This is a genomic window from Paraburkholderia sediminicola, from assembly GCF_046027355.1.
GTDB classification, from domain to species: Bacteria; Pseudomonadota; Gammaproteobacteria; order Burkholderiales; family Burkholderiaceae; genus Paraburkholderia; species Paraburkholderia sediminicola_B.
The window spans coordinates 12,856-26,000 of sequence record NZ_JAQQEK010000012.1 but is presented as its reverse complement, the minus strand read 5'-3'; the positions used below and the strand labels follow the sequence as shown (position 1 = coordinate 26,000).

The 13,145-nt window shown below is 64.0% G+C and carries 9 protein-coding genes; 8 read left to right on the top strand and 1 reads right to left on the bottom strand.

Annotation, left to right across the window (positions count from 1 at the left end; all coding sequences use genetic code 11):
- Positions 1 to 23: 23 nt before the first annotated feature.
- Positions 24 to 3,473, top strand: coding sequence for a DEAD/DEAH box helicase (locus tag PQR42_RS20990; RefSeq protein WP_408391582.1), 3,450 nt, complete (start codon positions 24 to 26; stop codon positions 3,471 to 3,473).
- A gap of 372 nt (positions 3,474 to 3,845) precedes the next feature.
- Positions 3,846 to 5,165, top strand: a complete 1,320-nt coding sequence (locus PQR42_RS20985) for a DUF1996 domain-containing protein (protein WP_408391580.1) — start codon at positions 3,846 to 3,848, stop codon at positions 5,163 to 5,165.
- A gap of 354 nt (positions 5,166 to 5,519) precedes the next feature.
- Here the strand turns inward: PQR42_RS20985 and PQR42_RS20980 are convergent, their stop codons facing one another.
- Positions 5,520 to 5,867 (bottom strand): hypothetical protein, encoded by a 348-nt coding sequence (locus tag PQR42_RS20980; RefSeq protein WP_408391578.1) that lies wholly within the window; start codon positions 5,865 to 5,867, stop codon positions 5,520 to 5,522.
- On the opposite strand from PQR42_RS20980, the gene PQR42_RS20975 reads away from it, so the two are divergent.
- The 6 genes from PQR42_RS20975 (at position 5,842) to PQR42_RS20950 (ending at position 13,137) form a co-directional block, all read left to right on the top strand.
- Positions 5,842 to 6,177, top strand: a complete 336-nt coding sequence (locus PQR42_RS20975; RefSeq protein ID WP_408391576.1) for a murein hydrolase activator EnvC family protein — start codon at positions 5,842 to 5,844, stop codon at positions 6,175 to 6,177. The two genes, PQR42_RS20980 and PQR42_RS20975, sit on opposite strands and share 26 nt — an antisense overlap.
- A gap of 106 nt (positions 6,178 to 6,283) precedes the next feature.
- The gene (locus PQR42_RS20970) at positions 6,284 to 6,901 is read left to right on the top strand and encodes a septal ring lytic transglycosylase RlpA family protein (RefSeq protein WP_408493717.1); all 618 of its coding nucleotides are present in this window, start codon (positions 6,284 to 6,286) and stop codon (positions 6,899 to 6,901) included.
- 853 nt (positions 6,902 to 7,754) lie between these two features.
- Positions 7,755 to 8,492: a response regulator transcription factor gene (locus PQR42_RS20965; protein ID WP_408217423.1), complete on the top strand. Its 738-nt coding sequence runs from the start codon at positions 7,755 to 7,757 to the stop codon at positions 8,490 to 8,492.
- Entirely contained in the window at positions 8,489 to 9,943 is a 1,455-nt protein-coding gene (locus PQR42_RS20960) for a FecR family protein (protein WP_408391572.1), read from the top strand. The genes PQR42_RS20965 and PQR42_RS20960 overlap by 4 nt, the downstream gene beginning before the upstream one ends.
- A 66-nt stretch (positions 9,944 to 10,009) precedes the next feature.
- Positions 10,010 to 12,496 carry a CHASE2 domain-containing protein gene (locus tag PQR42_RS20955; RefSeq protein ID WP_408391570.1) on the top strand — a complete coding sequence of 829 codons (2,487 nt, stop codon included), beginning with the start codon at positions 10,010 to 10,012 and terminating at the stop codon, positions 12,494 to 12,496.
- Positions 12,493 to 13,137, top strand: a complete 645-nt coding sequence (locus PQR42_RS20950; protein WP_408391568.1) for a DUF4136 domain-containing protein — start codon at positions 12,493 to 12,495, stop codon at positions 13,135 to 13,137. Before PQR42_RS20955 ends, PQR42_RS20950 begins: the two co-directional genes overlap by 4 nt.
- The last annotated feature ends 8 nt before the right edge of the window (positions 13,138 to 13,145 follow it).

The following is a 13,145-nucleotide window of genomic DNA, read 5'->3' as shown; positions in this document are numbered from 1 at the left end:
GGCTTGAATAGGATTGGACGCTGATGTCGTCAGTTTTCTTTGATCGGGAACGGATTGCAGAATGGCTGGGGGACCACACCGTCGCCAAGGCGCGCTCGGTCGGCCCTGTCGCGAACGTGAAATGGCACGGCGCCACGCTTAGCGGCGACGTGCAGGGCACCCGGCCGATACCCTACAAAACGCGGGTGCGGTTCCGCACCGACGGCGGTTCGCCGTGGGCGCAGGGCGACTGCACGTGTCCGGTCGGCCGCAACTGCAAGCATGTCGCCGCACTGCTGCTCGCCGAGCTCGACTATCACGACGAGATGGACCACATCACCCATGTCGAACTGGACGACGGCGAGACGGCGCGCGACCTGCCGCCGAAGCCGATGGCGCACATGGGGCAGCCGTCAGGCGTGCGGCCCGAACTGGTCAGTTGGCTCGAACGTTTTCGCGCCCGCGCCGAGGCTGCGGGCGCCGACGCCCAGAAGGCGAGCGCGCCGCGCACCCAGACGCTCGCATACCGGCTGAACTGGTCCAACTTCCACATGCGCCACGAGGTGGTGCTGTACCGCGCGCGCTGCAATCCGGACGGCGTGATCGTCGAAGTCGACGAGCCTTGGGGCAATGTGGAAACGGCGCTGCTCAAGCAGCCGAAATTCGTCTCTGACGAAGACCTGTCGATCCTGCGCGGCCTGTGGCTTGGCCGCTCACGTGAGGACTTCGGCCAGTTCATCCTGCGCGGCACGAGCGGCGCGGAGATGCTGCAGAAACTGATTGCAACAGGGCGGCTCTTCTGCGACTTCAACCCGGCGCCGGGTCAAGCGGCACCAACGGCGCTCTCGCGCGGCGCCGACCGGCCCGGCCGGATCGAATGGGAGCCGCTCGCCGACGAGCGCCTGCGGCCCGTGTTGTGCACCGAGCCGCGCGCCAGCATGGTGCTGCCGACCGAGCCGGTCTGGTACGTGGACGGCGTCGCGAATGAGGCGGGCATCGTTCAGTCGTCGCTGCCGTTCCAGCAGTTGCCCGATTACCTCGCCATGCCGCCCATCTCGCTCGCCGAAGCGCCGCTGGTCGCCTCGGTGCTGCGCGAGATCGCACCCGAGTTGCCGCTGCCGCCCACGCACGACGCGTCGGCGATTCGCGTGATCGACGTCGAGCCCGTGCCCGTGCTCTCGCTTAACAGTCACGCGCTGCCGTCGTCGACGAGCAAGGCGGGGCTGCGGCAATCCGGAGCGGTCGAGCTGGCCGGCGTGAGTTTCGATTACGACGGCGTGAGCATCAACGTGGACAGCAGCGTGACGCTCGTGCCGATGCCGGGCGGCGACGTCATTCATATACGCCGCCGCTACGAGGCCGAGAAAAAACGTTTGCTCGAACTGCGCAAGACCGGTTTGCAGAAGGTGCCGACCAGCCGCGTCTACGCATCGCGCCTGCTGCCCGACACGATGCTCGGCCTGCCCGACGCCGAGGCATGGTCCGCGTTCGTCAACGACGCCGTGCCGGAGCTTGTGAGCAAAGGCTGGCGCGTGACGATGGCGCCGGAGTTCCGCTACAACGTCATCGAGATCGACGCGATCGAAGGCACCGCGCATCAGGCCGGCGACGGCTGGTTCGATCTGGAGATGGGCATCCGCATCGGCGAGCGTAACGTGCGGCTCGAACCGCTGCTCGCCGACCTGTTCCGGCGCGACCGGCGCTGGCTGAACGGTGCGCTCGAAAGCATCGCCGACGACGAGCCGATCGAGCTGAAGACCGAGGAGAACAAGCGTCTGCGCTTGCGCGCCGATCGTCTGAAGCCGGTGGTGCGTGTACTCGTCGATCTGTTCGACGCCCTAGGCGGCTCGCTCGCCGATGGTGCGCCGCTGCGCGTGGCATCCGTCGACGCCGGTCGACTGGAGGCGTTGAACGGCACGGGCCGCTGGCAATTTCGCGGCGAAGATTCGATCCGGCAACTCGCGCAGCGTCTGCAAGCCGGTCCCGGACTGCGCGAGGTGCCGGTGCCGCGCGGCCTGAAGGCCGAACTGCGGACCTATCAGCACCAAGGCCTGAACTGGATGCAGTTTTTGCGCGAGCAGAACCTTGCCGGCGTGCTCGCCGACGACATGGGCTTGGGCAAGACCGTGCAGACGCTCGCGCATATCCTCGCGGAAAAAGAAGCGGGGCGTCTGACGCGGCCGGCGCTGATCGTCGTGCCGACCACGCTCGTGCACAACTGGCGCGAGGAAGCGCGCCGCTTCGCGCCCGAACTGAAAGTGCTGGTGCTCAACGGTCCGCAGCGCAAGGAGCGCTTCGAGCAGATCGCCGGGCACGAACTGATTCTGACCACGTATGCGCTGCTCTGGCGCGATCAGAAGGTGCTCGCCGAGCATGACTATCACTTGCTGATTCTCGACGAGGCGCAGTACGTGAAGAACGCCACCACCAAAGCCGCGCAGGCGATTCGCGGGCTGCGCGCGCGGCATCGGCTGTGTTTGACGGGCACGCCGCTGGAGAATCATCTCGGCGAGCTGTGGTCGCAGTTCGATTTTCTGTTGCCGGGCTTTCTCGGCAGCCAGAAAGACTTCACCAAACGCTGGCGCAATCCGATCGAGAAGAACGGCGACGGCGTGCGCCGCGCGTTGCTGGCACGCCGCATCCGGCCGTTCATGCTGCGCCGTCGCAAGGACGAGGTCGCCAAGGAGTTGCCGGCCAAGACCACGATCCTGTGTTCGGTGGATCTGGAAGGCGCGCAACGTGATCTCTACGAAACCGTGCGCACGGCGATGCAGGAGAAAGTGCGCGCCGCCGTCAGCGCGCAAGGTCTCGCGCGCAGCCACATCATCGTGCTCGACGCTTTGCTGAAGCTGCGCCAGGTGTGCTGCGATCCGCGACTCCTGAGGACACTCAAGGCGGCCGGCGAGGCAGGCGATAAGCGCGACAAGACGGACCGGGTCGAGAAGGGCGCGCGCGCCATGCGTTCGGCCAAGCTCGACCTGCTCCTGTCGATGCTGCCGGAACTGATCGAGGAAGGGCGCCGCGTGCTGCTGTTCTCGCAGTTCACCGGCATGTTGTCGCTGATCGCGGAAGCACTCGAAGAAGCCGCGATTCCCTATGTGCTGCTCACCGGCGACACGACGGATCGCGTCACGCCGGTCGAGCGTTTTCAGCAGGGCGAGGTGCCGTTGTTCCTGATCAGCCTGAAGGCGGGCGGCGTCGGCCTGAATCTGACCGCCGCCGACACGGTGATCCACTACGACCCGTGGTGGAACCCCGCGGCAGAGAATCAGGCGACCGATCGCGCGCATCGGCTGGGGCAGGACAAGCCTGTGTTCGTCTACAAGCTGATTGCGGCGGGCAGCATCGAGGAAAAGATCGTGGAGTTGCAGGAGCAGAAGGCCGGGCTTGCGGACAGCATTCTTTCCGAAGACGCCGCCGGCGCCGCCAAGTTCTCGGACGACGATCTCGACGCGCTGTTCGCGCCGATGCCTGAGATCGAGGGCGGTAGATAAGGCGTGTTGCGTCAGCGCCAGCGTTGGCTCTGCTGGATAAACATTCGCGACCGTCTCGGTCGCGATTTCATTTAGGCGTGTCATTCGCGCCGAACCTCGTGTCACACACGAGGCATCATATTCGCGCAGGCTAGTGGTGCCTGCGCGAGCTAATAGTTTTATTCAACCCTCACTGCGGCGATACGACTCATTCGTGTAACGGACTAAAAGCGGAAAATCCATTGGAGTGGCGTTGCGCGTGTCCTAGAATGAATTCGCGGCCTTGAAGAAATCACTGATCGAATATGAAAAACGCATATTAAATTTTCATGTAATCAGGATTCCTATGATCGTCGAATGACATCGGTATTTCACGGGAAATGGAGAAGAACGATGAAAAACATGATCACGGTCACGCGCTTCTTATTGCTGTCGCTGCTGATGGCAGGAGCCAACGCGGCATGGGCCGGTCAATTCAGTGTGCAATGCGCCTATTCCCATACGCTGCCTGATGATTCAATCGTCCGTTACGGACTGCCCGGCTTCGCGATGCAACACGACTTCTTCGGCAACACGAAGACGGATGCCTATACCGAGCTAGCCGCGCTGCAGGCCAACAAGGTCACGACCTGCAATAGCGCGGCGGACATATCCGCGTATTGGGCACCGCAATTGAAGCGGGCTACCGGCATCGTGGTCCCGGATTTTCAGAAGACCTACTACAAGAATGGTTCGGCAAGCCAACCTCTCACGGCAATCCCTCAAGGCCTGGAGATGCTGGCAGGCAACCATCATGGGACGGGTCCCAGCGCACCCATTTCGTACTTCTGCGCCAACGTCGGGTATACGCAAAACGCGCCAACCAGTTGCCCCGTTGTCAATGGCAATGCGCAACTCGACATCGTCGTATGGTTTCCGGACTGTTGGGATGGTGTGAACATCAAGCCGGATTTTTCCGCTGGCGTCCAGAATATGGCCTACAACAACGCCGGTGTTTGCCCGCCGGGATATCCGGTAAAAATCCAGCAGTTGAACATGAACATACAGTACACGTTGGGTAATAACGGCGACCTGACGGGTGCGCAATTGTCGATGGATCCGATCTTGGTGAACGGTGTGTTGACGCCGCAGTGGGGCAGCTTGTACACGGCCCATGCCGACTTCATCAATGGGTGGAAGCCCGACAGCCTGCAATATGCGACCGACAACTGCTCGAACACCGACAACGCCTGCGGCTACAACATTCCCACCTACTATTCGAAGGCGATCGCGGATACATGGTTGGACTCGGCCGGTACGCCTCACAACGGCGATCAGGCGCTGCGGGCGGGTCCGGGCGACATCATCTTCCTGAAATTTCCGACGCCGGCGAATACGACTGACTATCCGTGGACAAGCGCGAATTTGCAGACCCAGGGCCACAACACAACGAACTCGACAGCCGAGTATTTGAACTTGTATGCGGCCACGACTTCCTGGGACGACGCCAACAATGCACCGAACGCAAGTGCCTGTACGTCCACATCGATCGGCGGGATATATCTGGATAACGTCGATCAACTCCGGCTGAACGGAGTGGACAGTTACGTGAAGCAGCAAATTGCGGCTAGTGCGCCCGAGACGGCAATTTGCATCAAAAATAATACGGGTACGGTAGTCGAGTTCAATTCACGCGAGAAGAATATTGGAGTGCCCGCGTTGTATCTGAAATAGAAATTGTCGACATCGAGAGAAGCGAGTTGCCACCGACTTGCTTATCGTTCATGCGCAAATCGTGCGCATCATTCCGGATGCTTTGGAATCCAGAAAAATTATCTCGAAACGTCGAGCGTGCATGGCACGCTACGCGATGTTGTACCCGTTCGTGCGCGCGCAAATATCCCTATATTTGATGCTTTCGTGTGCGGAAGTGTGGCAAATCGTCAAGGAATGTCCTATTCCCGGCGGTGCCGTCAACGCTTTGTCCTGACTCTCGTTGAATACGCGACCGTGAAGTGGTCCGTCAACGCAGTTCGTTAAGGAAACACCGTCCATTACACCCCATCCAGGAGGACGCGCGAACCGCGGCTAGCCACCCACGCGATTTACCCGGATCTCCCCGATGAAAACCTGTTTGTGCCGATTTGCGAAATCGGGCTCTTCCATGCTGTTTGCGTTGTTGCTAGCTGTGTCGTTGGCTGGCTGTGCGTTGCCCAGGTCTGCCGTGTCGCCGGCGGCTCCGGCCTGTGCCGTTGACGTACCCGCGCCCGTGTCCGCGTCTGCACCTTTGTCCACGCCCGCAACCAGCGCGCCATCGAACTCACTCGCGCAAGCGCGCGCGATCTTCGCGGATGGCCCGAGCGAGCCTGCGTCCACAAAGGCACGAATCGCGTGGCCGGTGAGCGGCCCCGTGACCGCGCCGTTCGTGTCGGGCAAGACGAAGGGGATCGTCATGGGCGGGCGTGTCGGCGAACCGGTGCGGGCGGCGTCGGGCGGCCGCGTCGTTTATGCGGGCGGCCGAATCGCGGCGTACGGCAAGCTGATCATCATCAAGCACGACGCGCATGTGTTGACGGCGTACGGCAACAACCGCGCGTTGCTCGTCAAGGAAGGCGCGATCGTCAAGGCAGGCGAGGTGATCGCCGAAATGGGCGTGGACGACAAAGGCCAGGCGTCGTTGCGCTTCGAGGTGCGCGCGGACGGCACACCTGTCGATCCGCTCAAGTACCTCCCGAAACGCCAGTAGCGCGGCGCGCTCGCGGCTTCGCCGCTCATCTGACATTGACCTTGAACTCGAACTCGAACTCGAACGCGACGCGGAGCCTGCCGCCTGCAGTGCGCCGCGCGACTTGATGCCTATGATCTTCTATCTACATTGCTTTGGTGCGGGCCGGCGCGTTTCGACCGCCGTGCTGCTCGGCGCACTGCTCACGCTTGCCGGATGCGCGCAACCGGGCGTCGGCCGCGATTCGCCGAGTGGCGGCGCTGCCGTCGCACGCAGCAATCAACGTGCAACACAGTACGCGGCGCAAACCGGCGACATTGACGCATGGCGCGCATCAGACGCAGCGAGCGACGAACCGCCGCCCAATCAGATCGCAAACGATGACGCCTCATCGTCGACGCCCGCCTGCGCATGCAGCAGTACCTTCCGGCAAACGGGCGTGGCGACGTGGTATGGCAAGCAGTTCCACGGACGCCGCACCGCGAGCGGCGAGCGCTACGACATGCACGCGCTCACGGCGGCGCATCGTACTTTGCCGTTGGGCGCCTGCGTACGCGTGACGGCGCTTGGCGGCGCGCGCTCGGTGATCGTTCGCATCAACGATCGTGGTCCGTTCGTGCGCGGACGGATCATCGATTTATCGTATGCCGCCGCACAGGCGCTCGGCGTCGGTTCGGCAGGCAACGCGCAGGTCACGCTGGAACGCGTCGCTGCAGCACGCCGCTGCATGGAAGCCGGCGCCTGATGCAGATCGTGATTACCAAAGACGGAAGCCTGAACATGGGGCCACTTGATTAAAGGTCGCCGTAATATTCCGACAACCGCGCCGACTGTAACAAAACCTCTGCGTATGTAAATTACCCGTTGCGGACGCTTCAATTCATACGATTTTCGGCCCAGATGGCGCAACGTTTCTATCCCGCCTCGGATTACGTCCGACGTAATAACTACCTGGCCTCAGTTACAAAGGCAGTTCTTTCATCTTGAGGTCGATTTTCTGACCGGCTAATTTATGTTCACTCGTGCGGCTAGACCCCCGGCGAGCGTGTGATGTTTTGAGCGGCGTCGGCCTCCGGATTGGGGCGACGCCGCATTTTTTTGTCCGGATCGCGAGCCCTGCGATTTAACAATCTTTAAACGATTTATTTTGAGACTGTTTCTATACTGACTCGCAAATTGTCAAATCGCCGTAACCTGAATGCGGAACGCGGCCTGAAAGGACAACGGCGAACGGGGCCAATCACCGTGCGAGCGAGACCAGCCGACCCGAACGACGACCCGTGCGGTCGATACCAATAAATGGCGTCGCATAGCCGGACCGGATAGCGGCTTAATCGCATCCGGAAAACAGCGGCCGTTTTTCGATTATGATGACCTTCCCCCTTTCGGTACCCGACGCGATAAAGCCAATCACGCGTCTCAATATCGAGACGGCGGCGGCAAGACCGGACAAAGGCGCAAGGCAAAGGACCACTAGTCGAAAAATGTGCAGCCGAAGATGAAATTGGAAGCCGGATCGTCGGTGCTTACGCCGTCATCCCGGTCATCTGCCGGCTCGCCGGCCACCAGTTACGAAGGATGTCGCGTTGCGGGGTGTTATGAGAATTGCTGTCCTGGATGATGATTCGGCTCAGGCCGACCTGGTTTGCCAAACGCTGTCGGCGGCGGGCCATATCTGTCACGCATACGGTGCGGGCCGCGAACTGGTGCGGCAGTTGCGGCGCCAGACGTTCGATCTGCTGGTGCTCGACTGGAACGTGCCCGACATGTCGGGCGAAGAGGTGCTGCGCTGGGTGCGCGAGAGCCTCTCCGAGCGCCTGCCGGTGCTGTTCATGACGAGCCGCGGCCGCGAAACCGACATCACGTCGATTCTCAACACGGGCGCGGACGACTATGTCGTCAAACCGGTGTCCGCCGCGGTCTTGCTGGCGCGCGTCGGCTCACTCCTGCGCCGCGCGTACCACCTCAAGCCGCCCGCGGCGAAGGAAGTCTTCGGCGAATTCGAATTCGATCTGGGCGCCAAGCACGTGGTGGTGCGCGGCACGGCGGTGGCCGTCACGCAGAAGGAATTCGAACTCGCGCTCCTGCTGTTCCAGCATCTGAGCCGGCCGCTGTCGCGCGCGCATATTCTCGACGTGATCTGGAAGCAGGCGACCGACATTCCGTCGCGCACCATGGACACCCACGTGTCGATGCTGCGCAGCAAGCTCGGTCTGCGCCCGGAGCACGGCTATCGCCTGACGCCGATTTACGGTTATGGCTACCGTCTCGAGCGGATGGATTCCGCCACGCCGCCGGCAGCGGCCGGCGAACGCCCCGAAGCGGGGGACGCGTGACGTTTTCCGTCGATAGGGCAACGCGCGGCAGCGCGGTTTCGCCGGGGCGCCGCAGTGGCGCATGGCTGGCGGCAGCCGGCCTGCTCGCGATGACCTGTTTCGCGCCGGTGTCGGCGTCCGCGCAAGCGTCGCGCGCGCCGAAGCCGCGTGCGAAAGCGGCCATGCCGGCTTACGTCTCGTATCTGACCCACGAAGGCGACACGCTGTACGACATCGCGGGCCGCTATATGCGCGACCCGAATGATTGGGCCGTGCTGAGCCGCCTGAATCATGTGCCCGCGCCACGCCGCATGCCGGCCGGCATCGCCTTGCTTCTGCCCGCCGACAAGCTCAAACAGGAACAGGAATCGGCCCGCGTGATCGCGACCAGCGGACCGGCCGAGCACGCGTTCGGCAAGAACCCTTACGTGCCGCTCGCGGAAGGCACGACGCTCGGCGAGGGCGACCGCATCCGCACCGGGGACAACGGCTTTGTGACGCTGGAGCTGCCGGACGGCTCGCACGTCACGGTGGGGCAGAACGGCCTGCTGGATATCGGCACGCTGCGACGCACCATGCTGACCGGCGCCGGCGATCGCATGCTCCAACTGAAGAACGGCGAAGTCGAAAGCCAGGTCACGCACGCGACGAAAAAGGACGACCGCTTCCAGATCCGCTCGCCGTCGGTCGTGGCGGGTGTGCGCGGGACGCGCTTCAAGGTCGCCTACGACGGCGACGCGCGAACCACCGCGGTGGAAGTGCTGGACGGCGCAGTCGGCGTCGACCCGGCCGCGCCGGGCGGCCGCGCTTCGGCGCCGCCGCCCGGCGTGCCGCTGCAGGCGTCCGCGCAGCTCGTGAAGGCGCGCTTCGGCAGTGTGACGCGGGCCGGCGGAGCGATCGGCGGACCGGTCGAGTTGCTGCCCGCACCTGCGCTCACTCAGCCGGCCAAAGTGCAGGATGGCAAGACCGTCGCGTTCGATCTCGTGCCGGCCGACCATGCCGTGGCCTACCGCGTACAAATCGCGCGCGACGCCGACCAGCTCGACCTGATCCGCGACCAGCGCGTGAGCGAGCCGCATGCGGATTTCGGCGACCTGGCCGACGGCACCTATTTCGTACGCATCGCCGCGATCGACGCCAACGGCCTCGATGGTCTGCCGCAGGTGTACGCGTTCGAACGCCGCCAGATCGGGCTGGCCGCGTCGGCAACGCAGCGGGCCGGCAGCCGCGACTATGAATTCCGCTGGTTCGTCAGCCGCGCCACGGTCGAGACACGCTTTCGTTTCGTGCTGGCGAGCACGGCGGATCTGCGTCATCCGCTCGTGGATCGCACCGATCTGTCGGGCGGCCAACTGGTCGTGAGCGATCTGCCGGCCGGCGTCTACTATTGGACGATCGTCGCCGAGCAGTTCGAGAACGGCCGCTTCTACGAAAAGAGCAACGCGGTGCGCTCGTTTACGCTTGCGCGCTGACGCTGGTAGATTCACGGGGCTGAGCCGTGCATCAGCCCGCTTCCTGGCTTCGAACCAAGCAACCCTTTGCCGACCACACCTACGCGCCTGAGCCTCGATCCGCGCGCCCGTCTCGGACGGCGCGCCGGCCGCCGCTTCCTGATCGAATGGGTGGGCATCGGCTGTCTGGGCATCGTGGTGATTCTGCTCAGTTCGCTCGGCCGTCTGAGCGCGAGCGTCGATCAACTGGTCTACGACCGCTTTCTGAGCCTGCATGCGCAGCCATTGCTGCGCGATATCGTGGTGCTCGAAATCGATAACGCGAGCATCGCCCAACTCGGCCGCTGGCCGTGGCCGCGAAGTGTTCACGCGAAGCTGCTCGAAGAGATCGCCAAGGCGAAGCCCGCCGCGGTGATCTACGACGTGCTGTTCACCGAGGCCAATCCGCACGACGCCGAACTTGGCCGCGCCATCGCGCTGAGTCCGACCTATCTGCCGGTATTGCTCACCGCGGCCGATGACAGCGGGCGCCGCGTCGTGGTCGAGCCGGTGGCGCCGCTCGCGCATGCGGCGGCGGGACTCGGTCATATCAATCTCGAAGTCGACAGCGACGGCATCGTGCGCAGCGTCGCGCGGTTCGAGGGCGACGCCGATTCACGCTGGCCGCAATTGATGGTGCCGGTCGCCCAGGCGATAGAGCATGGCTCGCTCCATCTGAACGGCTGGCAACCCAGCCACGCTTTCACGGAGGCCTTCGCCGCAGCCGACGACGGCGAAGGCCGTTTCCTGATTCCCTTCGGTCCGAACGCGCAGAACTACACGAAGCTGAGTTTCGCCCGCGTGCTCGCCGGCGACGTGACACCGGACCAGTTGCGCGGCCGCATCGTGCTGATCGGCGTGACCGCGTCCGGCTTGTACGACCGTTTCGCGACGCCGGTGTCCGGCAAACTCGGCCCGCTGCCCGGCGTGTATATCCACGCTAACGTGCTCGATACGCTGCTCACCGGCCGCGAGATCGAGCCGGTCTATCCGTGGATTCTGTTCGCGGTGTCGCTCGCGCCGCTTGCCGCGCTGCTGGCCGGATTTCTTGTGTTGTCGCCCCGCCGTTCGTTGCTGCTGACCGGCGCACTGTGTCTGCTTGCGGCGGCCAGCAGCGCCGCCTTGCTGTACGGCGCGCGGCTGTGGATGTCGCCGGTGCCGGCGATCGTGGGTCTGGTGGCCGTCTATCCGATCTGGAACTGGCGGCGCCTTGAAATGACGATGGCGTATCTGCGCAAAGAACTGCAGCGTCTCGCCGACGAACCCCATCTGCTGCCGGAAACGCCGCAGCGCCGCCGCGAGTTCGGCGGCGACGTGCTGGAGCAGCACATGGCGCTGATGGCGCAGGCGGCGCAGCGCGTGCAGGACATGAAGCGTTTCGTATGGGACAGCCTCGACAGCATGCCCGAGCCGATCCTTGTGAGCGACGTGCGCGGCGTCGTGCTGATCGCGAACCATGCCGCCAAGGCGCATTTCGCGCGTCTCGGCGCGCCGCTGCCCGAAGGCCGTCCGATGCAGGCCGTGCTGGGCGGCCTGACGCTCGTGAAGACGATCGACGGCAACACCGCGTCGGATGCCGAAAACAATCTGCTCGCCCGCACGCACTGGCCGGCGCCACTCGATCCGGCGCGCCGCGAATTCGCCGCGCTGATGGCGCACGGCGTCGAAGTGCGTGACGCCCACGAGCGCGATCACTTGCTGCGCTACGCCAACTGCACGAACGAGCAGGGCGAGACCACCGGCTGGATCGCGGGCCTTGTCGACGTGTCGGCCTTGCATGCGGCCGAGCGTCAGCGGGAAGACGCGCTGCGGCTTCTGTCACACGACATGCGCTCGCCGCAGGCGTCGATCCTCGCACTGGTGGAGATCGAGCGCGCCCGCGGCGACCCGGGGCTCGCGCGCGGCTTGCTGGAGCGCATCGAACGCTATGCGCAGCGCGCGCTCACGCTGGCCGACGACTTCGTGCAACTGGCGCGCGCCGAATCGCAAACCTATGTGCTGGAACCGGTGAGCCTGGCCGAATTGCTGATCGACGCGAGCGACGAAGTCTGGCCGCAGGCGCACGCCAAACGCATCACGCTGTACACGGAGACCGGCACGGCCGATGCAGCCGACGACGGCCACTGGATCTGCGCCGACCGTTCGCTGATGACGCGCGCGCTCGTCAACATTCTGAACAACGCGGTCAAGTACAGTCCGCCGGATACGCGGATCGTGTGCAGCCTCGCGAGCCTGACGCCGAAGGGCGTGCCGGGCGCGGCCAGGCGCGTGTCGTGCACGATTCGCGATCAGGGCTACGGCATTCCCAAGGAACAGCAGGCGGGGCTGTTCGAGCGCTTCCGGCGGTTTCACGAAACCGAGCGGCCGGAAGTGGGCGGCGCGGGGCTCGGCATGGCCTTCGTCAAGACGGTCGTCACGCGCCACGGCGGCGACGTCGAGGTGGCCAGCGAGCCCGGCCAGGGCACGGCGTTTACGATCTGCCTGCCGGTGCTCGAAGACGCGCAATCCGGCGCCTCCCTCACGCCGCGCACATGACGTATGAATACGCACCTTATCGAAGCGAGAAGATGGTGAAAGCAATCCTGATCTGTGCCGCGCTGGCCGCGGCGAGTCTCACCGGTTGCGCGGGCCTGAGCGCCGACGTGCATACTGCCGACGCCGCGAACGCGGCCGCCGCGCTGCAAGGCGAACGGACCTACACGATCGCGCGCATGGCGTCGCAAGAGGCCAGCGCGGATCATCCACAATTCGAAAGCCTGTTGGTGGACGAGTTGACGAAACAGGGTTTCGTCGAAACGACGGGGCAACCCGCGCGTTATCTGCTCTCAGTTGCCTACGACACGCGGCCGGCGACGATCGGCGTCGGAGAAAAAGGCTGCACGTCGGGAGACTGTGCCCGACCGCCCGGAACACCGTTCTCGCTGTTCGGCGGCCCTGCGTACCAGCATGCGCTGACGCTGCGGTTTTTCGAGCGCGCGAGCGGACTGGAGGTCTACAAAGTCAGCGCAACGAGCATCGACCGCGATGCGGATCCGCTGCATGCCATGCCGACGCTCGTCAAAAGCGCGCTGGCCAGGTTTCCCTTCGATGCGCCGCCGGATTGGCGCGTGAAGTTGCGCGCCGACGAGACGAGTGGCGTGCCGAAAGTGATGTCGGTGAAGCCGCTTCAGCCGTAACGTTTGGG

Coding starts and splice junctions, on each gene's coding strand:
- PQR42_RS20990 (WP_408391582.1), top strand. CDS start 24: ATGTCGTCAGTTTTCTTTGATCGGGAACGGATTGCAGAATGGCTGGGG.
- PQR42_RS20985 (WP_408391580.1), top strand. CDS start 3,846: ATGAAAAACATGATCACGGTCACGCGCTTCTTATTGCTGTCGCTGCTG.
- PQR42_RS20970 (WP_408493717.1), top strand. CDS start 6,284: ATGCCTATGATCTTCTATCTACATTGCTTTGGTGCGGGCCGGCGCGTT.
- PQR42_RS20965 (WP_408217423.1), top strand. CDS start 7,755: ATGAGAATTGCTGTCCTGGATGATGATTCGGCTCAGGCCGACCTGGTT.
- PQR42_RS20950 (WP_408391568.1), top strand. CDS start 12,493: ATGACGTATGAATACGCACCTTATCGAAGCGAGAAGATGGTGAAAGCA.